Origin of the sequence: Nostoc sp. KVJ3 (assembly GCF_026127265.1) — a bacterium.
Lineage (GTDB): Bacteria > Cyanobacteriota > Cyanobacteriia > Cyanobacteriales > Nostocaceae > Nostoc.
This window is the reverse complement of the sequence record NZ_WWFG01000002.1, coordinates 595,899-619,195: the sequence shown is the minus strand read 5'-3', so window position 1 is coordinate 619,195 and position 23,297 is coordinate 595,899. Positions and strand designations below refer to the sequence as shown.

At 41.2% G+C, this 23,297-nt stretch carries 21 protein-coding genes and 1 tRNA gene; 12 read left to right on the top strand and 10 right to left on the bottom strand.

Features of this window, described 5'->3' with window-relative positions; translation table 11 throughout:
* Window positions 1-2 precede the first annotated feature (2 nt).
* The 4 genes from GTQ43_RS18690 to GTQ43_RS18675 form a co-directional block, all read right to left on the bottom strand.
* On the bottom strand, window positions 3-314 hold the full coding sequence (locus GTQ43_RS18690; RefSeq protein WP_265274258.1) for a RusA family crossover junction endodeoxyribonuclease: 312 nt from the start codon (window positions 312-314) through the stop codon (window positions 3-5).
* Between the two features lie 198 nt (window positions 315-512).
* Complete coding sequence (locus GTQ43_RS18685) at window positions 513-1,004, bottom strand: DUF29 domain-containing protein (RefSeq protein ID WP_265274257.1); 492 nt, start codon at window positions 1,002-1,004, stop codon at window positions 513-515.
* A 197-nt stretch (window positions 1,005-1,201) separates the two neighbouring features.
* Entirely contained in the window at window positions 1,202-2,488 is a 1,287-nt protein-coding gene (locus GTQ43_RS18680; RefSeq protein ID WP_265274256.1) for a DHH family phosphoesterase, read from the bottom strand.
* 816 nt (window positions 2,489-3,304) lie between these two features.
* Window positions 3,305-3,802, bottom strand: a complete 498-nt coding sequence (locus tag GTQ43_RS18675; RefSeq protein WP_069070622.1) for an HNH endonuclease — start codon at window positions 3,800-3,802, stop codon at window positions 3,305-3,307.
* Between the two features lie 385 nt (window positions 3,803-4,187).
* Here GTQ43_RS18675 and alr point away from each other — a divergent pair, with 385 nt between their 5' ends.
* Both alr and GTQ43_RS18665 read left to right on the top strand, forming a co-directional pair.
* Complete coding sequence (gene alr / locus GTQ43_RS18670) at window positions 4,188-5,375, top strand: alanine racemase (protein WP_265274255.1); 1,188 nt, start codon at window positions 4,188-4,190, stop codon at window positions 5,373-5,375.
* A gap of 85 nt (window positions 5,376-5,460) precedes the next feature.
* Window positions 5,461-5,542, top strand: a tRNA-Leu gene (locus GTQ43_RS18665).
* Window positions 5,543-5,722: 180 nt separating this feature from the next.
* Here GTQ43_RS18665 and GTQ43_RS18660 read toward each other — a convergent pair.
* Window positions 5,723-5,881, bottom strand: a complete 159-nt coding sequence (locus tag GTQ43_RS18660; RefSeq protein WP_265274254.1) for a hypothetical protein — start codon at window positions 5,879-5,881, stop codon at window positions 5,723-5,725.
* 253 nt (window positions 5,882-6,134) lie between these two features.
* Between GTQ43_RS18660 and GTQ43_RS18655 the strand changes: the two genes are divergently transcribed.
* Entirely contained in the window at window positions 6,135-6,431 is a 297-nt protein-coding gene (locus GTQ43_RS18655) for a hypothetical protein (RefSeq protein ID WP_265274253.1), read from the top strand.
* Between the two features lie 132 nt (window positions 6,432-6,563).
* Here the strand turns inward: GTQ43_RS18655 and GTQ43_RS18650 are convergent, their stop codons facing one another.
* A complete protein-coding gene (locus GTQ43_RS18650; protein WP_265274252.1) occupies window positions 6,564-6,695 on the bottom strand; it encodes a hypothetical protein in 132 nt (43 codons plus the stop codon).
* 508 nt (window positions 6,696-7,203) lie between these two features.
* Here GTQ43_RS18650 and GTQ43_RS18645 point away from each other — a divergent pair.
* The 9 genes from GTQ43_RS18645 (at window position 7,204) to aroF (ending at window position 17,852) form a co-directional block, all read left to right on the top strand.
* Entirely contained in the window at window positions 7,204-8,271 is a 1,068-nt protein-coding gene (locus tag GTQ43_RS18645; protein ID WP_265274251.1) for a response regulator, read from the top strand.
* A 66-nt stretch (window positions 8,272-8,337) separates the two neighbouring features.
* The gene (locus tag GTQ43_RS18640; RefSeq protein WP_265274250.1) at window positions 8,338-8,715 is read left to right on the top strand and encodes a response regulator transcription factor; all 378 of its coding nucleotides are present in this window, start codon (window positions 8,338-8,340) and stop codon (window positions 8,713-8,715) included.
* 4 nt (window positions 8,716-8,719) lie between these two features.
* Complete coding sequence (locus tag GTQ43_RS18635) at window positions 8,720-9,217, top strand: chemotaxis protein CheW (protein WP_265274249.1); 498 nt, start codon at window positions 8,720-8,722, stop codon at window positions 9,215-9,217.
* A gap of 60 nt (window positions 9,218-9,277) precedes the next feature.
* Window positions 9,278-12,100 carry a methyl-accepting chemotaxis protein gene (locus tag GTQ43_RS18630; protein WP_265274248.1) on the top strand — a complete coding sequence of 941 codons (2,823 nt, stop codon included), beginning with the start codon at window positions 9,278-9,280 and terminating at the stop codon, window positions 12,098-12,100.
* Between the two features lie 147 nt (window positions 12,101-12,247).
* A complete protein-coding gene (locus tag GTQ43_RS41775; protein WP_414859123.1) occupies window positions 12,248-12,421 on the top strand; it encodes an Hpt domain-containing protein in 174 nt (57 codons plus the stop codon).
* Complete coding sequence (locus tag GTQ43_RS18625; RefSeq protein WP_414859122.1) at window positions 12,418-15,279, top strand: response regulator; 2,862 nt, start codon at window positions 12,418-12,420, stop codon at window positions 15,277-15,279. Before GTQ43_RS41775 ends, GTQ43_RS18625 begins: the two co-directional genes overlap by 4 nt.
* Before the next feature lie 370 nt (window positions 15,280-15,649).
* Window positions 15,650-15,919 (top strand): 30S ribosomal protein S15, encoded by a 270-nt coding sequence (gene rpsO, locus GTQ43_RS18620; protein ID WP_265274247.1) that lies wholly within the window; start codon window positions 15,650-15,652, stop codon window positions 15,917-15,919.
* A gap of 12 nt (window positions 15,920-15,931) precedes the next feature.
* Complete coding sequence (locus tag GTQ43_RS18615; RefSeq protein WP_265274246.1) at window positions 15,932-16,402, top strand: PAM68 family protein; 471 nt, start codon at window positions 15,932-15,934, stop codon at window positions 16,400-16,402.
* Window positions 16,403-16,793: 391 nt separating this feature from the next.
* Window positions 16,794-17,852: a 3-deoxy-7-phosphoheptulonate synthase gene (gene aroF, locus GTQ43_RS18610; protein ID WP_265274245.1), complete on the top strand. Its 1,059-nt coding sequence runs from the start codon at window positions 16,794-16,796 to the stop codon at window positions 17,850-17,852.
* Window positions 17,853-18,048: 196 nt separating this feature from the next.
* On the opposite strand, the gene ylqF is transcribed toward aroF, so the two are convergent.
* The 4 genes from ylqF to GTQ43_RS18590 form a co-directional block, all read right to left on the bottom strand.
* The gene (gene ylqF, locus GTQ43_RS18605; protein ID WP_012410952.1) at window positions 18,049-18,930 is read right to left on the bottom strand and encodes a ribosome biogenesis GTPase YlqF; all 882 of its coding nucleotides are present in this window, start codon (window positions 18,928-18,930) and stop codon (window positions 18,049-18,051) included.
* Window positions 18,931-19,021: 91 nt separating this feature from the next.
* Window positions 19,022-19,435 carry a VOC family protein gene (locus GTQ43_RS18600; protein ID WP_265274244.1) on the bottom strand — a complete coding sequence of 138 codons (414 nt, stop codon included), beginning with the start codon at window positions 19,433-19,435 and terminating at the stop codon, window positions 19,022-19,024.
* 95 nt (window positions 19,436-19,530) lie between these two features.
* A complete protein-coding gene (locus tag GTQ43_RS18595) occupies window positions 19,531-22,155 on the bottom strand; it encodes a PAS domain S-box protein (RefSeq protein WP_265274243.1) in 2,625 nt (874 codons plus the stop codon).
* A gap of 266 nt (window positions 22,156-22,421) precedes the next feature.
* Window positions 22,422-23,213: an SDR family NAD(P)-dependent oxidoreductase gene (locus GTQ43_RS18590; RefSeq protein WP_265274242.1), complete on the bottom strand. Its 792-nt coding sequence runs from the start codon at window positions 23,211-23,213 to the stop codon at window positions 22,422-22,424.
* Window positions 23,214-23,297: the final 84 nt, after the last annotated feature.

Here is a 23,297-nt window from a genome sequence, read left to right as displayed (position 1 = left end):
AATTATTTTTCCAATGGTTGAGATTCACTTACTTTTACATAAACACACTCTTGACCTGTGATGACAGCACGCTGTAATAAGGAAGGTAGACTTTTAATCTCAATTGGGTCAGACATAAACCGACGATGGCTTTCTACGTCTGATACCAAACTATCATCTTCAAAAACTAAGCCTACAAGTGCATCCTGAATCGGCTTGATAATATTATCGGTATCAGCGGGAAAATCATCACAAAGATAAACTAGCGTCAGTTGTAAATCACCTTGTTTAATGACCCTGCGATCTTTCCAAAGTTTTTGAGCTTCAACGCGCACAAAATTCTTTCATGCCTGAAGGTTTTCTTTTTTCTTTGTCTGTAACGAAACAGGTCGTCTGGGAATGACAAATTCAAAAGGTATTATTCGCATCCCAAGTGCATATCTTTATAATTAGTTAACAAAGTTACAGCAATTTTCACAGATGATTACTCATCATATTGAGCATATCTACACTTATACAAAAATTCTATATGGTTATTCCTCAACGTTAGGATAAAAGTCTAAGTCTAAAATCTCATCAACAGAAAACGGACAAGCGATCGCAAAGTTATCTTCTGATAAACTTGTTTCCACTATTGCCTCTCGCCGCGCTCTTTGATAGGTAGTATTTATCCACTCGGCATCATTTAAAAAACGCTGCAAGCTAGGACTTTCTTGTAGCAATTCATCTAGATTCAGTCGCTCACGGGTAATGGTCACTTGCCAACTGTGACTACGATGTTCGGATTGATACTTCCATTTCAACAAATGCGACAATACCAACCGCAACGCACTTTGCAACGCCCGTTGTTGACTCTTACCCAAGTCCACTACTTCCTCAATTAAGTTTTCTAAATCTAGGGTGTCCCACTGGTGCGTAGGCGTAGCCCGTCGTAGACATCGCAAAAGCTCTGCTGTCTGCTCTACCCAAGCATAAAAATCTTGCTCATACAGAGTTTGTAACATTTGCAGTTCTATAATCTTCATGGGATTCTTCTTTTACAAATAATATTAAGCACGAATTACATCCTTAATCTGTTCAGCCTCTGTGAAAAAACCAAAATTCCCGACTTTTATAAAAAGTCGGGAAATATGTTTATCACGAATGACTTAGGGATGCTATCTGACCAAACACTTTGACTGCTGTATGAGTTAGGAGTTCTCCCCATCTCCTTAATCCCCCTCTACTCTGACTGAATCGGGTTATCTCTTGGATTAACTAACCTCAGCAGTTTTTGCTTAATTTGAGCGTCAAATACTTCCCATTTCATTTTCGCATAAGCAGAATTTTCGTTGCTGCCAGATAAGAAGCCCATCGGAATTTCAAAGCCGCCCGCGCTTGTCCTTCCACCACCGAAAAAGCGCCCGGCACTATCTTGTCCAAAGGCTTCTTTGATGAATTCATCGGGGTCAAGGGTAAGTTTGCTAGTTCTCAAGGAGCCGATGACTATTTCTAGTTCATCGTCTTCATCGTGAACAATGCCATAAACTACTGCGGTGTGGACGTTTTCTTCGGTGACGAGAAAATCAGCTGCTTGGGGGATGGCATCACGGTCTTCGTAGCGTAAGTAACCGACACCAGCAATGGAAAAGTTATTTTGGACGATGCGATTTTTGAGCGATCGCTCAATCACATCCATTACCCGCTTAGAACGGTTCGCCTGTAAAATAGCATTCAGCAGTTGAGCATCATAAAATCGACTTAAATACGCTGCTGCCATAAAATCTTCTTCTTGTGCTTGCATCAATCGATTTGTATCCGATCGCAAGCCGTGCATCAAGGCAGTGGCACATTTTACGTGTTGATTTATGCTGCTATCTAATGCTAGTAATCCTGTTTGCAGGTACTGAGTAAAAATTGTTGCTGTTGCTCTTACATAAGGGCGGATATCCTCAAACTCTGAGTGCAGATCGCCTTGGATACTATGATGGTCGATGAGGACTACTAGGGGAATTCCAGCTTGCTGCACCGATGATAGTAGCTGTGATGTGGTTCCCTGGTTATCAATTAAGACAAAACCTTGATAACATGACAAATCTTTGGTTTTCAAGGTTTGCGGTGTCCAGCGTTGGATGGGTAAGTTAGTCAACCTTACCAAGGCAATATTTTCTTGATGGCTCAATGCGCCGGCATAAATGATTTCGCATTTGATATCATATTGCTGGGCAATTAACTGGTAAGCCCAGGCGCAGGAAAGAGCATCAGGGTCAGGAAAATCTTGCAGAATTACCAATTGGCGATCGTGTCGGTGTGCCAGAAGGGTTTTTTGCAGTTCTTCTGACTTTTGTTGGGCCAGAGAATTACCACGGTGACTGAGATAGATAGCTCCTTCACCTACCGATGGCGGTAATGACGGGCTCTTAAATGCAACAATTTCCACGGGCGCTTTCTCGATTTCAGGTTCCTCTGGGTTTGGCTCTGTGGTCAATGACAAACTCTCAAACTGAGTAACGGAAGAATTCAAGTACATAGGGAACTTTTTTTAAGTGTGAGGCTCCTTTAATTCAGAAATACCACTATCAGCAATTCACTGAATTCAGCCACATTAATTATGATCTTCGCAAAAATATCAAGACATTGCACTATACATCTAAGTATATTTTTTGTCAGTAACAACCATCAGCATCAACTAAATCTTCCTAGATGGTGTATGAGTGCTTGAAATAAAAAAGTTAGTATATTGGGCTGGATCTGGCAGCATAAGCCTATTTTTGGAGCTTTTTTTGTTTTCCGCAAATTGAATCAGCTGGATTTTTATCTGACTTAGGGCATACTTTCTATTTTAATACTTTCGGATTAGTCTTTGATATTTTAAATGTCCTTATATTCAATATTCTCACTATTGTGACTATTGAGCAATTACCTTTAATGAACAATGCGTGTTTCCTATTGCCTTGGAAAATTCCCATAATTTAGCGAAAATGGTAAGCAAAGAGGAAATCCTATAGAGGCTTGGGCAGTTGACGCATTGCACCTGTCTACAAAATGCTGCGATCGCCTTCGTTGCACTACAGCCACCATTTTTCAATAATACTAAGTACGTCACAGAGGAAATAAGCTACTCATTTAAAAAAATCGCTAGACATCCTACAAAATCAGCGTTCTTTCTTTTTATTTTTGCCTTGTTGTACTAGGACATACGCAGAAGAAATTCTTTAACCCCCGAAAAAGGCTAGAATCAAGGTTTCAGGTTTTTAACGGGTAAGTCCTGAATCCATAACTAAAGTTATTGCTTCTGTACCAAAGCAAGAGGCTGTCTATTTCTTTTTTCTCCTCACTTTTTTGTTCAAAGACCTATAACATACTTTTGCCACTCTGTATGCAGTCCACTCTTAAGATGTTTGCTGACCTCGAAATAGAGACTGCTATAAGGTTGGCGGGGAGGATGGCGTAAAGGCATGTGGGCTTCATGAGGAGTCCGACTACCTTTTTTCACATTGCAACGGACACAAGCTGTCACAATGTTCTCCCAAGTATCTCCCCCGCCGCGCGATCGCGGTATTACGTGGTCTAGGGTCAACTCATCCCCTGTATAACCACAGTATTGACAGGCATGACCGTCACGGTGCAAGATATTTCGGCGAGTCAGAGGAATTTCTTTATAAGGAACACGGACGTAATGACGTAACCGGATCACAGTCGGTAACGGAAAATCAGAGTACAAGAATTTACCGTTGTGTTCTACGCGTTCTGCTTTGCCCTTGATTAACAGAACAACAGCACGCCTCCAACTCGTTATATTGAGAGGTTCGTAAGATGCGTTTAAGACTAAAACCTTCCCCATTTATCTGCGCTCAGGGTATTAGCTTTACATAAATGTTAACACAAATACACCCTGCTAGGGAGATGAGAATAAATTATACTTTTGGCAGAATTCGCAAATTGAGTTTGGAGTTTGGAGTTTGGAAGTAAAATTTTTCACCTGACACAAAGAGGCTTCCCCTAGGCTAATCCAATGGCGCAGCGTCTTGTAGAGAAGAACACAGCGAAAATAAGATTTACTCCTAACTTCTCACTCATAACTCTTAACTTTTACTTCAGCGCCGCAACATCTTGTATCAATTCCAATATGAAGGTTAAACTTCCTATTTAATCTGATCTCGCTTTTAGAAGCGTGTATAGATAGATAACTTGAAAGTTTAGCCGTGGTGAGATAGGAGTCAGTACAAATGTTAAGTCGCAAACAAATCCCTGGTGTAGTTCCTAATCAGCAGTGCGACACCTACGCGTGGTTTTCGCAACGAGCCTGGGTAGAAATTGATTTAGGGGCGTTGTCGTACAACGTACAGCAATTGGTACAGTTTTTATCGCCGCGTACCCAGTTGATGGCAGTAGTAAAAGCTGATGCTTATGGACATGGTGCGGTAACAGTCGCCCAAACTGTAATTCAATCGGGAGCTAGTTGGCTGGGAGTCGCTACAGTTCCAGAAGCTATTCAATTGCGAGAAGGGGGGATTGAAGCGCCCATTTTAATTTTAGGGGCAACTCATACACCAGAACAGATTCATGCGATCGCACATTGGAATCTTCAACCCACACTTTGTAGTCCTAAACAAGCTTTGGTATTTTCCGATATCCTAGAATCCATGAATCATGGTTCTCCAGTGCCCGTACACATCAAATTAGACACGGGAATGTCTAGGTTAGGAACTAATTGGCAGCAAGCTGGGGAATTTGTGCAATTAGTGCAGCGCTTACCAAATCTATCTATTGCCAGTATTTATTCTCATTTGGCAACAGCAGACGATCCTGATACTACCGCAATGGAGGAACAGCATAGACGATTTGAGGAAGCGATCGCTCAAATTAAAGCTATGGGAATTGAAGTGCCTTGCTTGCATTTAGCAAACTCAGCAGCTGCACTTACAGATCCGGCATTGCACTACGACATTGTGCGAGTCGGGTTAGCTGTTTACGGACTCTACCCAGCCCCGCATTTACAAAATGCGATCGATCTCAAGCCGGTTTTGCAACTCAAATCACGAGTTACCCAAGTTAAAACAATTGCCAAAGGAACAGCTGTTAGCTACGGGCATAAATTTATTGCCCCGCGTGAACTTCGCCTCGCCGTCGTGGGAATTGGCTATGCTGACGGTGTTCCTCGCAGTCTTTCTAACAAAATGCAGGTGTTAATTCGCGGTCAGCGAGTCTCGCAAATTGGGACAATTACAATGGATCAGTTAATGCTGGATGTGAGTGCCATACCCAATATCCAAGAAGGGGAAGTAGTCACCTTACTAGGGGAACAGGGAAAAGAAGAAATTTCAGCAGACGATTGGGCAGAACAATTAAACACTATTTCTTGGGAAATTCTTTGTGGGTTTAAGCATCGTCTGCCTCGTGTTGCAGTTATGTAATGGGGCATTGGGCATTGGGCATTATGATTCTGCTACTTTGCCCTATTCCCAAAAATAATTTCTTATGGTACGATAGTAGACTGATGCGGATATGGCGAAATTGGCAGACGCGCTAGATTTAGGTTCTAGTTCCGAAAGGAGTGAAGGTTCAAGTCCTTTTATCCGCACTTTTAATTTTGCGTAGTTTACCGCCGTAGGCATCGCTCATTTGTTGGGTGATATCAAACCTGAATACAATAGTCTCTCGTGGTAATTGCTGCGACATTTCCTCATTGACGTTTTTTCTTAGAGGAAAATTTAGGCTGTGGCTGGGCTTGTTCGTTTGATGCAGCACTGCGATGTGAGTGCTAGTTTGCTTTCGGGCGGGCGATCGCATTTGCCACAAAGCTAAACACTAACTTCAAGGAAGCAAAATTCCCTGTACCGGGATTTTCAGTTATATAAGGTTTTGAATATTCACCTCTAAGAAGTTGAATGAACAAGTATTTCGCTGTGACTTTAGGCACTTTTAGATCCCCCCTAACCCCCTTTTAAGGGGGGAACCGGAGTCAAAGTCCCCCAATTTATCGGGGATTTAGGGGGATCTAGAATGTTTTGCTACCAAGAAGAGGACTTGTTCATTCATCCTCTAATATAAATCCTAGTATTAGTGACAAAAGTAACTATTTCAACATGACTTTGTATACAGGCGTATGCCTGATTATTCGGATTACATTGAGAATGTACAAATCAAGTAATGCAAAGCGCATTAAAAGATATATGAACCGTCTTAAATCTATTGTTCTTGGAAGCTTATTAGCAGTTGCTTCAATTGCTGCTCTTTCTCAAAATGCTAGTGCTGCTGAATTTAAATCCGATCGCGATCGTTTGAATCATGATACTGTAGCTTTTAATAACAGCAAATTCCAACACGAACGCCAAGTCCGCGAACAACGCGCTCGTGAATTACGTGAGCGCCAAGCTCGTGAACGACGCGCCCATGAGTTCCGTGAACGCCAAGCTCGTGAACAACACGCTCGTGAACTGCGTGAGCGTCAAGCGAGACTTCATTACTAAAAAAATAAATTTTAACTAACTCATATTACGTTAGGAGAGTAGCAATACTCTCCTTTTTTTATTTGTATAAATCCTGCTCAAATTAATGTCAAAATTCAGCTAAATTTGAGGTGAAGAGTTTTTCAATTATTTCTATAACACCATCCCCCGACTAGCATTAGTCACAAAATCTACACCCTCTTTAAGGGTAGGAATAAATTTGTGCGATCGCGCAAATTTTTTGGACAACCAGAAAAATTTACCTTGAGACTTGATTAATTTCATACTTTTTCCTGTTCTAGTCATTATCTCTTCGGAATTATGTTTTATTTTTACCACAGAAAATAAGTATTATCCCTATAGTCATAATGGAGCTATTTGATTGAAAGTGGCTTTATTTAGTACTTGTATGCTTAAAAACTCGATTTTACTTAAGTGTAAATACAGAAGTTTCAATATATATTTTTCAGAAAATCAGTATTATTCCTGTGGTCAGATTGGGGTTACTCAATGGAAAGTGGCTTCATCTAGTCTTGACATTTTTATGTCTTATTCTCCAAAGATGTCTGTAAATCTCAGTAAGAGGAAGTAAATTAATAATAATTTACGAATTTGCTGAGATTTGATCGTTTGAAAATAACGCTGTTTTCGTTGAGTTTCACCACAAACACTAGATATAAACTGATGTACTTTAAAATACAAAAGTTTGATGCTTTTTACTTGATTTCAATTGTGGAATAACTCTATACGAATTGAGCTTACACGGATCGAATTTAGCTGAAGTAAAAGCAAAATGAGCACAACTCCTATAGGTAGCTACAGGTTGTTCCAGAAACTACATCCGCTATCTCTCTTGGCACAATTAACCAGTCGGCGTGCTACAGGGTGTTTAAGCATATTTACTGGAATAGTTTCTTGGTCAATTTATCTAGAGGACGGTAAACTTACTTATGCCTCCTATTCAGATAAACTGTTTGAGCGGCTTGACAGTCACTTGCGACGCTTAAGCCAACAAATTCCTGCTCTCAATAGCGCCACTCGCGTGCAGATGCGGCTGATGTTTGAGACGAAGAATGAACAACAATCAATACCCAATGCAGATTACCAAGCTATTTGTTGGTTAGTAAATCAGGATTATATTACTTCTGTGCAAGCAGCAAGCCTGATAGACGAATTGGCAAAAGAAGTACTGGAATCATTTCTGTGTTTAAAAGAAGGTAGCTATGAATTCAGCCCGGAAAGCTCTTTAGATGAACTACCAAAGTTCTGTCGCTTGGATTTACGGTTACTTGTTGAACATTGTCAAAAACAGTTACGAAATCGGCAAAATATCCAATCGTCAATTCCGGCTGGTGGAGTTTCCCAAGTTTTGTCTAAAATCCAACCGTCTCAAGTTCAGCCACAACTACAAATAAAACTTGGGCAAAAGTTGCCGATACCAATCAATTTTGATATTTCTGAAAATAATAAAACTACTCAGCCAACTGTTGGCAAAAAACTATATACAATTGCCTGTATCGATGATAGCCAAACAGTTTTGAATTCCATCAAACACTTTTTGGATGAAAACACATTTTCTGTTGTAACAATCAACGATCCGGTAAAAGCTTTAATGCAAATTCTTCGGAGTAAGCCCGATCTGATTTTGCTAGATGTTGAGATGCCAAGTTTAGATGGCTATGAGTTATGTTCCTTATTACGAAAACATTCAGCTTTTAAGCATACACCTATCATTATGGTGACAGGTAGAACAGGATTTATCGACAGGGCAAAAGCTAAGATTGTCAGATCATCAGGATATTTAACTAAGCCTTTTACACAATCAGAATTGCTAAAAATGGTTTTTAAACATCTTGGTTAATTTAGTAGCAACCAATAAATATAACCCAATTTAATCGCCTTAAGTTATTTTTTAGGAGATTTAATAGTGAATCTGACTTTAATTGGCACAATTCTGATTGTAGAAGATTCTCCCAGTGAATTGGAATTAATGAGCCATTATCTCAAAGAGAGTGGTTACAACGTAATTAAAGCAAGTGGTGCAAAAGAGGGTTTAGAAAAAGCTGTGTTAGAAAAACCAGATGCGATCGTTACTGATGTAGTAATGCCAGAAATGAGCGGATTTGAATTATGTCGTTCTCTGAGAAGAAATCCGATTACTGCAAAAGTACCGATTGTTATTTGTAGTTCCAAAAATCAAGAAATTGACCGTTTATGGGCGATGAGACAAGGTGCAGATGCCTATATAACTAAACCTTATACGCGCGAACATCTGCTACGTACTATTAAATCAGTGGTAATTTAAATCAATGACTAGTACAAACATTACACTTCCTTTAAAACCAACTCAAAATAATTTAGCAGACGGTTATCTCAAGTTTCAGCTAAATCAACAGACTGCTGCTGTTTTATCAATGAAACATACGCAAGAAGCAATTCTTGTGCCTATCGAATCTGTAACCTCAATGCCCAATATGCCCACCTGCATATTAGGATTAATGAATTGGCGGAGTCGGATTATTTGGGTAGTTGATTTGCCAAGAATGCTGAATTTAGAATCTTTAGATTATCGGGTGCGGCAGTACAGCGCGATCGTTATCCAAGTGGAATCATTGGTATTAGCTTTAGTTGTGCAAGAAATCAAAGGTAATACTAAGTTCATCGCTGATGATATTCATTCTCCTATAGGACAAGTAGCATCAAGTTTAGTTCCTTATTTATGTGGCTGCGTTGTGCAACAAGAAGAAATATTACTGGTGTTAGATGCCCAGGCAATTGTGCAGTCTTCTATTCTCCGCAGTGATTAGAATGTACTACTAAAAAGGATTTTTAGTGTTCTTATTCACATAGTTAGGATAACTACTTTTATGTTTAATAAAAGCAACGCAAATCAAGGTAGTGGCGCTCAAAATCGAGCATCACTGATTTCATCACAAAAAATAACTGGTAGTGCCATCAAATTGCCAACTAAGAATAGTAGTGAAACGGCTAATAATTCTTCGCAAAATCAGACTTTTGCCTTTTTTACAAAACTCGGATTGGCTAAGAAAGCGACTATTTTAGCGATCGCAATCGGTACAATACCAGTATTGGGCATTGGTGCGATCGCTTTTACTTTTGCCAACAAGTCTATTACTAAGCAAATTACCCAGTCTCAACAAGCTGAAGCCACTGGTTTAAGTGATAAAATTAACCGCTTCATGTCGGGACGCTACGGAGATATTCAGGTAATATCAAGTTTACCTTTCTTGACAAGTCCCCAAGGTAGTATCAGCAATTTACAAAAGCAAGCAGTCCTAGATCGAATTATCGAAGCCTACAAAGCTTATGACAGCGTTGCTGTTTTTGATCGTCAAGGTAACTTGATTGTCCAATCTACAGGCGAACCCCTGGATAACCAAAAAGACCTTACCTACTTTCAAGACGCTTTACAAAAAGATACTCCTGTCATCAGTAAACCGGAGGCGGAAAAAAATACTGGTGTAGTGAGTATTTATCTAGCTGCACCTGTGAAAGATACAAAGACGGGACAAATCATTGGTGTGGTAAGAGCGCGGATGCCCGTAAAATCTTTAGAGGAAGTCATCAAAAACTACGTAGCCAATGGACAACAATACAATTTGCTCGACGCTTCAGGAACAGTTTTCTTGAGTCCCCAAAAGGAATTATTGGGGAAAGACGCAAAGGAAGAGTATTCTAATTTACCGAAACTGCTGGCAGCAAACAAGGTAGATAGTTTTATAGATGTTCCCAAAACTGACAAAAAGCAAGAATTAGTCAGCTACGTACCAGCCAGTAAACTAGATGGCTTACCTGATTTAAACTGGCAAGTACTTTTGTCTACAGACACAGCAATTGTATTTGAGCCGCAAAGACAATTGTTGTGGACTATAGCCATCGGTACATCACTGACAGCATTAATTGTGGGTGCGATCGCATCTCGGTTAGTTAAACTAACTACACAGCCAATTCTGACTGCAACTGCGGCATTAGCCAAGCTTGGTCAAGGTAAATTCAATACCCGTGTGGAAATTGAAAGTGAAGACGAATTAGGGGTATTGAGTGCAAACATCAACCTTATGGCTGAACAATTGCAGGTATTAGTTAAGGAACAGGAGGTAGACGTTGAAGGGGCAAAATTACTAGCAGATATTACCCTACAAATTCGGAGAAGCCTCAAAACTGAAGATATCTATCACGCAGCAGTGAAAGAAGTTCAGCGAGTGCTAAAAACAGATCGAGTAATCATTTATAGTCTGAATCCAGATCAGCCGGATGGCGTTGTAGTTGCGGAATCGGTAACTGGTAATTGGCCAGAAATGCTCGGAGTGAAAATCGACGATCCTTATTTTCGGGAACGTTATGTAGAAACTTATCGTGATGGACAGGTGCAAGCAGTTGCAAATATTCATCAAGACCAAAGCCTGAAAAATGCCAACAGTTACATTCAACTTTTAGAAAAATTTGCCGTCAAAGGTAATCTGGTCGTACCAATTCTTGCCCAAGAGCAACTTTTAGGCTTATTAATTGCTCATCATTGCGAAACTTTCCGTGTTTGGCAACAACCGGAAATTGACTTGTTTCAACAGATAGCAACTCAAGTTGGTTACGCCTTAGAACAAGCCAAGTTATTAGAAGAGATACAACAAGTTAGGAATGTTGCAGTTACCGATTCTGATGATGAACGGCATCAAAAAGAAACACTACAACAGCAACTTTTAGAACTACTCAACGATGTAGAAGGTGCAGCCAGAGGTGACTTGACTGTGCGTGCAGACGTGACAGCCGGAGAAATAGGCACTGTTGCCGACTTTTTCAACTCCATTGTCGAAAGCCTCCGGGATATTGTTACCCAAGTTCAACAAGCCGCCACACACGTTAATACTGCCATTGGCTCTAACGAAGGAGCCATCCGCCATTTAGCAGAAGAAGCGCTTACCCAAGCTGCCGAAATCAACCGCACCCTCGATGCTGTTGACCAAATGACCCAATCCATGAAAGCTGTAGCCGAAAGTGCTGAAAAAGCTGCTTTCGTGGCTAATCATGCCGCGCACACCGCTACCAAAAGTGGACACGCGATGGATTTAACAGTCCAAAATATCCTGTCTTTGCGGGAAACTGTGGGTGAAACTGCTAAGAAAGTGAAACGTTTGGGAGAATCTTCGCAACAAATTTCTCGCGTGGTTTCCTTGATTAACCAAATCGCCATTCAAACTAACTTACTAGCCATTAACGCCGGTATTGAAGCAGCGCGTGCAGGTGAAGAAGGTCAAGGTTTTGCGGTAGTTGCGGAAGAAGTTGGTGAATTAGCAATCAGGAGTGCCGCAGCAACCCAAGAAATTGAACAAATTGTTGAAAATATCCAACGAGAAACCAGTGAAGTGGTGCTAGCGATGGAAATAGGCACTACCCAAGTAGTGGAAGGGACTCGAATTGTGGAGGAGGCTAAACAAAGTCTGAGTGAAATTTTGGATGTCTCAGTTCAAATTGACTCGTTAGTGCAGTCGATTTCCACTGCAACTGCATCTCAGGTTGAAACATCGCAAAGTGTTAGCCAATTGATGAAAGATATCGCTGCTATATCACAACGCACCAGTGATTCTTCTCGCCAAGTTTCCCAATCTCTGCAACAAACTGTAGAAATTTCTCAGCAGTTGCAAGAAACTGTCGAGGCTTTCAAAGTTAGTTAAGTTTGTCATTTGTCACTTGTCATTTGTCATTTGCTAATGACCAATGACCAATGACCATGCAAATTTTAGATTTTAGATTTTTATTTCAATCCAAAATCTAAAATCTAAAATCCAAAATTGATTGACCAATGACTAAGGACAAAAATTATGTTACAAGACAAAGAATTAGAAATCCAGATGCAGTTTCTGGAAGAAGCAACTGATTACTTAAATACCTTAGAAGGGGTATTACTAGAAATCGATACTACTAACCGCATCGATTTAGATAAAATCAATGCTGCTCTTCGGGCTGCTCATTCTATTAAAGGTGGCGCGGGATGATGGGATTTAAATCGCTAAGTCATTTATCTCACCGCTTGGAAGATTCCTTTAAAGTTTTAAAAACTAAAAAAAATTCTTTAGAAATTGATACTCAGTTGCAAAGTTTATTGCTATCTGGAGTTGATTGGCTGCGTCAAATTGTCGAATTGCTTGCAGAAGGAAATGTTGTTGAAGATGCGTGGTTAGCAACCTTTTGTTACCCAGTTTTTGATGAGTTGCACGATCGCTTAGGCGATCCCACCCCAGAGGATGCCTCATCCATGCTATCCCCAGAGGATGGACAAGACGTTATCCCCTTGCTATTTGCAACAGAAGTAGAAGAGTGTTTGCAGCGTCTAGAATCTTTATTAGCTAGCGAACAGCCCAGATTGCATGAAGAAGTTGTAATTATGGCGGCGGAATTGGGCGGTTTGGGTGAAATGCTCCAGTTGACAGCTTTTAGCAAGCTTTGTGAGTCAGTAACGCAGCAATTAGAAACGGTTAGTAGCTCGCGCATTCCTGAAGTTGCCCAATTAGCATTGCAAGCATGGCGGCGATCGCAAGCTTTGGTGCTGACAAACCAATTAGATCACTTACCTACAGAACTTGACTTTGGTAGTTATACGCAATCACCCCTACTATTACCATCAGCAGAAGTAATACCACAACTTCCTCCCGCAAAGACAGATATTATCAATACAGAAGTAGTACCCACATCTGTTTGGCAACCAGAAAACATTAAAGAAAATTGGACTAATGATGAAGCGTTAGCGCAACCCAGCGCAGGTATTGCTGCTAATTTTACATTTGTCGATCCAGAATTTGCCGATGATGTTAATGCTATCAATGTTACAGAGCAAAATCCTATATTTGCCAGAGAAAATAATCCTCCCGATGCTAAAGAGCCAAATGGAGTTGTTAAAGAACGGGAAACCCATGAAAATAGCGTCCGGGTTCCCAGCAAACAACTAGAGCAAATTAATGATTTATTTGGCGAACTGATTGTTCAGCGAAATGGCTTAAACTCGCAACTAGAAAGATTACGCAAACTCGTGCGGAACCTGAACCAGCGAGTCCAAGTCCTTGACCGAGAAAACCAGGATTTACGTATAGCCTACGACAAAATTTCTACTCAAGCTGTTACGTCTACTGGGGTGCAGGTGCAAGCTGAAAATGACCACCAAACACAAGATATAAATACAGAATTTGATGCCTTAGAAATGGATCGCTATAACGAATTAAACCTGCGATCGCAGGAAGTTATGGAAACCATTGTTCAGGTACAGGAAGTTACAACTGATGTGCAACTCAGTGTAGATGATACAGACCAAATTGCTCGTAAAATTAACAAAACATCTAAACAGTTACAGACAAAGCTAAATCACATCCGAATGCGGCCACTATCCGATTTAACTGAACGTTTTCCTAGAGCCTTGCGCGATTTAAATGTCGAATATGGGAAAAATGTTCAGTTAAAAATTGAAGGTGGCAATACTTTAATTGAACGCAGCATTTTAGAAACATTAAACGAACCTTTAATGCATCTCTTAAGGAATGCTTTCGATCATGGAATCGAAGACTCTAACACCCGCCGCCTCCTGGGTAAACCAGAACAAGGATTGATTGAAATTACAGCTAGTCACCGTAGTAATCGCACCCTGATTACCATCCGAGATGATGGTTGGGGCATTTCTCTAGAGAAAATTCGCACCCGTGCCCTCGCTATGGGATTAGATTCTTCTCTACTCGCAAATGCTAGTGATGAAGAACTGTTATCACTAATTTTTGAACCAGGTTTTACCACCTCCGAGCAAGTTACAGCATTATCTGGTCGTGGTGTCGGTATGGATGTAGTTCGTAATAACCTCAAACTAATTCGAGGAGATGTGAAAGTTGATACCGAACCAGGAGTTGGTACTACCTTTACCCTATCAGTACCATTTACACTTTCCGTTGCCCGAGTTCTGCTGGTAGAAATCAACAAGATGCTATTGGCATTTCCCACAGATGTCATTTCAGAAATATTTTTACTCCAAGACGAGCGAGTTTTGCAAATGGCAGGTAGCGAAGTTCTAAATTGGCAAGGAACTATGCTGCCACTAATTCGCCTGACTCCTTATTTAGAGTTTAATTGCCTCCGCTACGACACTTCAGAATTAGAGACTCCAGCAGCAATTAATGCTAATAGCGTGTTAGTAGTCAAAGGGAATAATCAACCAGTAGCAATCCAAATAGACCGTTGCTGGGGTGAACAGGAAGTTGCTATTCGCCAAGTTGAGGGAAATATACCTTTACCGGAAGGCTTCAGCAACTGCACAATTCTCGGTGATGGTCGAGTAGTGCCACTAGTTAATGTTAATGAATTGCTATATTGGATTGCTACAAATCGGCGAACTCCTAGAGGAACTCAACTGCCATCAGCAAGGTTAAAAACACCGTTCCTGATATTTGATGAAAACAAAATATCAGCAGCATCTGTGAAGCAAAAGGGCACAATTTTAATCGTAGATGACTCAATTAATGTTCGCCGCTTTTTAGCCCTGACCCTTGAAAAAGGAGGGTATCAAGTAGAACAAGCTAAAGATGGTCAAGATGCTTTAGAAAAACTCCATAGTGGATTGAGAGTTGAGGCAGTAATTTGTGATATTGAAATGCCTCGTCTAGATGGTTATGGCTTTTTAGGTAAAGTAAATTCAGACGTTGATACAAAAAATATTCCAGTTGCAATGTTGACTTCGCGTAGCAGCAATAAACATCGGCAACTAGCTATGCAATTGGGGGCACGAGCTTACTTTTCTAAACCCTATAATGAGCAAGAATTACTCCAGACGCTGGAAGAAATAATTCGGAATGTGGCAGAAAAGGCAGCTTCTAATTAAAAGTTGATAATTTACGTTTAATATTGGGTTTTGTTCCTCAAACAATACAGTTCGGTTAAGTTTTTTCAGGGAAATTCTAGAGCGTAAAGATACGATAAATCATCACAAAGACGCGATAAATCGCCGTCAAGACGAAAAAATGATTATTGTAGAGACGGCAGTCATCGCGTCTCTTGCCTTAACCGAACAGTATTGCGACCCACATCTGTGCAAAAATTGGAAAACCCTCTTTCCCCCTGCTCCCTGCCCCCTGCGGTCTTTCCTAGATTACCAGGCGTGGCAGCAAAGATGATTCGACATCCAGCTTGATTGCTGTGATATTATGGGAGACTGCTGCATACATTTAGAAAAACTAGCAACTAAATCGATCATGGCTCTGACGCAACTGCGGAAACAAGAAATAATTTCCAGCTACCAAGTTCACGAAACCGACACTGGTTCGGCCGATGTCCAAGTTGCCATGTTAACTGAGCGCATTAACCGCCTCAGCGAACATCTCCAGGCAAACAAAAAAGACCATTCTTCCCGACGGGGACTATTAAAGCTAATTGGTCAGCGCAAACGTCTTCTAGCCTATATATCGCAGGAAAGCCGGGAAAAGTATCAAGCTTTAATTGCTCGCCTTGGTATTCGGGGATAGGGACTATCGCTTATGTCTGGTGAAGAATCTGAACGCGATCGCTTGCCCTTTGAACCAAACAAAAAGCGCCAAAAACCCGCAAAAGCCCAAAGTAAACCAGCACCACAGCCCCAAGAATCTGGCAAACAGGCTGATAAAAAGCGGGCTTACACTAAACAAGAGATGGCTATTCCCCAAGTAGTCAGCCAGAGGATGATCCGACGGGTGGCTGTGTTCTGTGGTGTACCAACAGCTTTGGGGATTACGACCTTGGTTGTTAGCTATCTGCTTGCTATCTACTCCGACATCAAACTACCTCCCATCGCCGTGTTATTGGTGAATATGGGATTATTTGGTTTGGGGGTCTTAGGGATAACTTATGGCGTTCTCTCTGCCTCTTGGGATGAAGAAAGAGTTGGAAGTCTGTTTGGTTTGGGTGAGTTCAACACCAATTGGGGACGAATGGTGGCAGTTTGGCGCGAAACTCGGCAAAAAAACTCATAATGAACGGCGCTCAGGTATTAGATAACTGCGATATTGGGTAAATGAAGAAGTAAATGTTGAAGTTGAAATTTTATTAAGCAAGAATTCAGGAGTCAAGAACCAGAATTCAGAATTAATCAGAATTAATTAGTAGGGAGTCTGAATCCTCAACTAAGTTGATTCTGACTCCTGAATTCTTCAAAACTTCAACATTACTAATTAAAACTATATAATCTTTTTTATACCCAAAATACAGTTATTTCATAGTATAACTACTGACTGAGCGCTATATTTTGTCTATACTTATTTTGTAAATAAATTTTATTTATAACTCTTCCTAACTAGGCTAATAGGCAACAATAAAGTTAGCCGATTTACAGAAAATTTTACTTAATTAATCAGGAACTTTCACATGATTATAGTAATGAAAAGCAGTTCCCCAGAGGCGGAAATAAGCCGCATTGAAGAGGAACTAACTAGCCGGGGGCTAACTCCAGAAAAGATTGTTGGTCAACACAAAGTAGTTATTGGTGTAGTCGGTGAAACTGCTAGCTTAGATCCATTACAAATTCAGGAAATTAGTCCCTGGATTGAGCAGGTGTTACGGGTAGAGCAGCCTTACAAACGAGCTAGCCGCCAGTACCGCCACGGCGAAGCTTCAGAAGTGGTGGTTAATACTCCTGATGGGGCAGTGCTATTTGGCGAACACCAGCCTTTGGTAGTCGTTGCTGGCCCCTGCTCAGTAGAAAATGAAGAAATGATTGTGGAGACAGCGCGGCGCGTCAAGACGGCTGGAGCTAGGTTTTTGCGCGGCGGGGCATACAAACCCCGGACTTCACCTTACGCCTTCCAAGGACACGGCGAGAGTGCTTTGGATTTATTGGCAAGGGCGCGAGAAGCCAGTGGATTAGGTATTATTACAGAAGTAATGGATACTGCTGACCTGGATAAAATCGCTGAAGTTGCTGATGTAATCCAGGTGGGGGCAAGGAATATGCAGAATTTCTCCTTGCTCAAAAAAGTTGGGGCGCAGCCGAAACCGGTTCTTTTGAAGCGGGGAATGGCAGCTACTATTGAAGATTGGTTAATGGCAGCCGAGTATATTTTAGCATCTGGAAACCCCAATGTAATCTTGTGTGAAAGGGGTATACGCACCTTTGACCGCCAATATACGCGAAATACGCTAGATTTATCAGTAGTACCAGTGTTGCGAAAGCTGACTCACCTGCCAATTATGATTGACCCCAGCCACGGTGTAGGTTGGTCTGAATTTGTGCCTTCAATGGCAATGGCGGCGATCGCAGCTGGCACTGATTCCCTGATGATAGAGGTTCACCCCAACCCCGCCAAAGCCTTATCCGATGGGCCTCAATCTCTGACACCAGACCGTTTCGATAAATTAATGCAAGAATTAGCAGTGATTGGTAAAGCAGTGGGACGCTGGCAGCAACCAGCAGTGGCTTTAGCTTAAATTTCAATTGAATGGGGAAAAGTTATTTTCACCTGCTATTGAAAAACGGGTTAAAAATACTTGTAAGTAGTTGCACAAAAATATTTACAGTCATTGCGAGCAAAGCGTTGCAATCCCAACCGCAAGCGAATTGCTTCATTACGCTTTGCTTCATCCGCAATGACATTGTGTAATTAATTCTGTCCAAGTACTTAATCTAGTTGGGAGGTAATTCTAAAGACATTTCACCCAACAACCCCTTACGAAAATCTGTTAAAAGTTGCCTTGCAGCCCGCTCGACATCACCTTTGTAACGATGCTCTGCCAAGGCGTGTAAATAGGTATCTCCAGTGTCGGATGTGGAATCGAGTTGGTAACGAGACTGTAATGGTTTCTTCGGTAACAAATCTGTAGTTACAGCTTCCAAATAGTTGAATAAATCCACTAGCGCTGCTGCTACTAGCTGATTATCATAAGATGCTTCACCGATATCATCACAAATAGCTAATTTCAATGCTGCGTCTTGGTCTTCTAATCTTAAAGGAATGACACCAGGAGCATCTAGCAATTCCAAATGTTCGGAAATTCTTACCCAACGGAGTTGGCGAGTCACCCCAGGACGGGCTGCACTTTCCACTACTCGCCGTCCCAACAGGCGGTTAATCAAAGCTGATTTACCAACATTAGGAAAACCAATTACCACAGCCCGCACTGGACGAGGTAACATCCCGCGATCGCTTCTTCTTTGATTGAGTTCTACTCCGGCGGCTTGGGCTGCCCGTGCCACTTCTGCTATCCCTTTACCATGTTGAGCGTTGGTAAAATAAGGGACTTCCCCTTGACGTTTAAACCAATCTATCCAGAGCGATCGCATTTGCGGCGTAATCATATCTACTCGGTTCAGGATCAACACCCGTGTCTTCCCCTCCACCCACTCACCTATTTGGGGATGGTGAGTCGCTAAGGGAATTCGGGCATCTCGTACCTCAAATACCACATCTACGCGCTTTAGCTGTTCTTTAAGCTTCTTTTCAGCCTTCGCAATGTGACCTGGATACCATTGGATCACGTTTAATCTATAGTTTTGAGTTATAGCCATAATTTATGATTAACTACCAATTATTTAATAATAAAAAGGATGGGAATTGGGAATTGGGGACTAGAAGAGAATAACTCTTGTACAGACGCGATTAATCGTGTCTCTCCTCTTTGGCTTGATGTAAAATCAGACGATTGCCATCAGGGTCGTAGGCATAAATTTCTCTGCCGTGGGAAGCGATGGAAATCTTTCCTGGTGGGGGATAGCCTAAAACTGTTAGGTGAGCGATCGCATCTTCTAAATTACTCACCTCTAAACACAAACTTATCTTACTTTTGGCGTAGACACAAAGTGGCTTGTCGTCAGATATCGCTTCAAATTCCGATTCGTTTGTCTGTTTGGGTTTAAAAATACCTAATCGCATACCAAGCAAATTAAACTCAGCATAGACATTCGGAACCAAAATAACTGGCTTTTGCTCCAGAAACTTAGTATAGAAATTTACTAAATTATCACAATTAACCGATGCTATAGTGACAAATACGTTAATGTACTGAAAAACCATATTTGCCTATTTTTTAATTTTCAGCTAAAGCAATTCAAGATTTAGATGAGATTTGTGAATATATTGCTCCAGTAACCCAAAATATGCACCAATGACTACTCTATCAAATTGACGATCGCTTTCACTAAGACATCTGGATCTACAGGTTTAGAAATATGCATTTGAAATCCGGCTGCTAGTGCTTGCTGCTGATTCATTTCGCCAGCATAAGCTGTTAGAGCGATCGCGGGTACACTGCCTCCTTGTTGGGGCGATCGCGATCGCACTTCCCGCATCAGCATATAACCGTCTGTTTTGGGCATCCCAATATCACTAATTAAAACATCTGGTATCGACTCAGATAGGGCTTGTAATGCCTCCTGTGCTGAAGATACGGTGGTTACTTCTACACCGTAGTCTTGCAAAATGAAGCTTACTAAGTCGCGGATATCTGGTTCGTCGTCTACCACTAAAACTTGAGTATTTGCAAGGAGTGACGATTCCGGCTCATAAGTTAAAGACTCATTCTCTTCTCGCCGAACCTGTTCGCTTCTAGCCAAAAGCGGTAGTTCAACTTGGAAGGTTGCACCCGATTCTTCTCCAGGACTTTCGGCTTGAACTTTTCCGCCATGCATTTCTACAACTTTACGCACGATGGCTAATCCTAAACCTAATCCCCCAAATGTCCGTGTCGTTGTGCCATCAGCTTGGCGAAAGTAATCAAACACATAAGGCAAAAACTCTGGGTTAATTCCCTTACCGGTATCGCTGACTTGAATTTGAGCTTGGTTATCAACTTGCATCAGTCGAATTTTTACCCTTCCTTTTGTTGGTGTAAATTTTACCGCATTGGAAAGCAGGTTCCACACAACTTGTTGGAGGCGATTGGCATCACCCATAACTTGTCCCAAGTTGGGATCAAATATGGTTTGAATTTGAATTGATTTAGCTTCTGCTGCTAGTCGGACTGTTTCTAGTGCTGCTTCAACCACCACTACCAAATTTACCGGACAGACATTCAGGTTTAATTTTCCTTGGAGGATGCGAGACACATCCAATAAATCTTCGATTAGCTGGGTTTGTAACTTGGCGCTGCGTTCAATGGTTTCCAAGGCGTGATTAGTGGTTTTTTGATCGAACTTGCGAGTCCGTAGCATTTTTGACCATCCCAGGATGGGGTTGAGTGGGGTTCGCAGTTCGTGGGAGAGAACGGCAAGAAATTCATCTTTAACTTTGTTGGCGATTTCTGCTTGTTTGCGTGCTGTCCTTTCGCATTCGAGGAGGCGATCGCATTCTTTTTCTGCCAATTTGCGATCGGTAATATCTAATACAAAAGCCAGACCATTTTCTTGGGAATCATTCAGCATTGCTATACCCAAAACAATTGGGACTCGCTTCCCGTTGCGGTGGATGTACTCTTTTTCGTAAATTTTGGAAACTCCAGTGGCTTGTACTTCCAAAAGGGCGCGATCGTCTAAATATTTATATTCAACAGGGGTAAATTCTCGCCAATTAATTCTACCTAAAGTAGCAAACTCATCGCGAGTATAGCCAGCTAGTTGCAGAAAGGCATCATTAGCATCAATAACGAAGCCATCAACAGTCCAAAAAGCAACCCCAATTAGGTTAGACTCAAACAAACGCCGAAATCGGGCTTCACTTTCGCGTAATGATTTTTCTGCCCGTTTATGTTCGGTAATATCACGAGAAACAGTAATTACGCCTTCAATGTTTTGATTGAAATTTCGTAATGGGGAAAGGATATATTCATAATAATGTAATCCATCGGCAGTCAGATATTTGCACTCATCCTTAATTGGCTGTCCAGTTTTCATTACAGCCTGTCGCTGATTATCTACCTGTTCTACAAGGTCTACAGGTAAATCCAGTTCTTGTAAAGTTTTCCCGACAATATCCTGGGGCTTGAAACCTAATACAGTAGCTCCATCACGACTGACATACTGATAGCGACCTCTGCGATTAAAGATATAAATGTGATCGACTGAGGCGGTGAGGATAGCATTTAAGATATTTGCCTGTTCTTGAACTTGGGTCGTTAGTTCGCGAGTACTTTCTTCTGCCTGTTTGCACACAGTAGTTTCCATGCAAATGCCGATCATTCGTACCGCGTTTCCCTGCTCATCATAAATAAATTTTCCCTTGGCAGAAATCCAATGTACACTTTGATTTGAGCGAACTATCCGAAATTCATCATCATAGTCAGTTTTTTGTGCCAAAGCGTGCCCAATCCCTTGCATTACAGATTGCTTGTCTTGAGGATAAACGCACTTCTGAAATGTCTCATAAGGGCCATCAAAACTACTTGGAATTAGACCAAAAAGCACTTCATAATTCTCAGACCAGATGACTTGATTGGTAACAATATTCCAGTCCCACAAGCCCATCTGGGAAACATCTAGAGCTAGCCTCAGTCTTTCTTCACTATCTCTCAGGGCTATTTCTCCGTGCTGTCGTTGGGCAATTTCTTCTTGGAGTTGCTGTAAAATCACCGCCACATCTGTCGGTAGAGATGTATCCTTTTGAATATGTAAATCGACAACTTGAGTATGGGAATTTCCTAATTCTCCTGGGAGCTTTATTTGCAGTTTTGTTAATTCTTGCTCAAGCACTACTTGCCTTTGCTGATAAAATATTTCTGATTGCTCTAACTCAGCTACACGTTGCCGCAAAACTGCTAATTCATCAGTTAATTTAGAGTTAATTTTATCAATATTTGGCATCTTGTACACCGCTCATAACTAAATAACACCGACTTGAAGAGTAGGCATACCCTAGTTTTAGCAGTATGAATTTTTCAGCTAATAAATGCAATCCATCAAAAGGCACATAGGAGGTTTAGATGTAAGATATCCATTGGTGTAAAAATTTAATATTTATTTTATAAATAGTCCTTTGACGACCTCTATTTGGATCTGTTAACACGGTTTAGACAAGTCGGCTCGATGAAACAAGAATCCCACGGTTTGAAGCCGTGGGAGTCTCAAAATTATTTGCTTTCCTGCATATTTCTGACTAATTTAGTCACTAGCTTTCTGGGAGTAAATCTTACAGATTCAGCGAGGAGCTTATTTTTAATTCCAGGAACAACAACAGTTTTGTTTTCCAATAGGCCACGATAGCCAATCTCAGCTACCGTTTCCGCAGTCATAATTTTTTGACCGCTGACTAGCTTTGAGTCTTCCATCGCGGCTCTTTGCTGGAAACCAGACTCAGTAGGGCCAGGACAAAGGGCCGTTACAGAAACACCTGTACCTTCTAATTCATTTGCGATCGCTTCCGTGAACGATAATACATAAGCTTTACTAGCGTAGTATACTGCCATCAGCGGCCCTGGTTGAAAAGCAGCAGTGGAGGCCACATTTAATATTTTTCCAGATCCCCGCTTAACCATCCCCTTGAGGAATAACTTGGTTAAATGTGTGAGACACAAAATATTGACCTGTAGTAATTGCAGTTCAGCATTTAGGTCAATTTCGTGAAATAATCCGTAAGTAGCAAAGCCAGCATTATTTACCAGCACATCAACTCTGACTGATGCTTGTTCTAGCTCAGTAAAAATCTCTTCTGGAGCTGATGGGATAGATAAATCCTTGGAAATAACTTTGACATCGATGCCAAATTTATTTTTAAATTCATCGGCTATTTTATTCAGCTTGTCCACGCTTCTAGCTACCAACACTAGATTGTAACCATCCTGAGCAAATAACTTCGCGAATTCATAACCGATGCCGCCAGATGCACCAGTAATAAGAGCCGTTTGCTTGCGATTACCTTGCATAATTTTTCCTCTCTCAACTACTTGAAAACAAATGAATAAATCATTAGTTATTAGTCATTAGTAACCTAACGCTATTTAACTAAT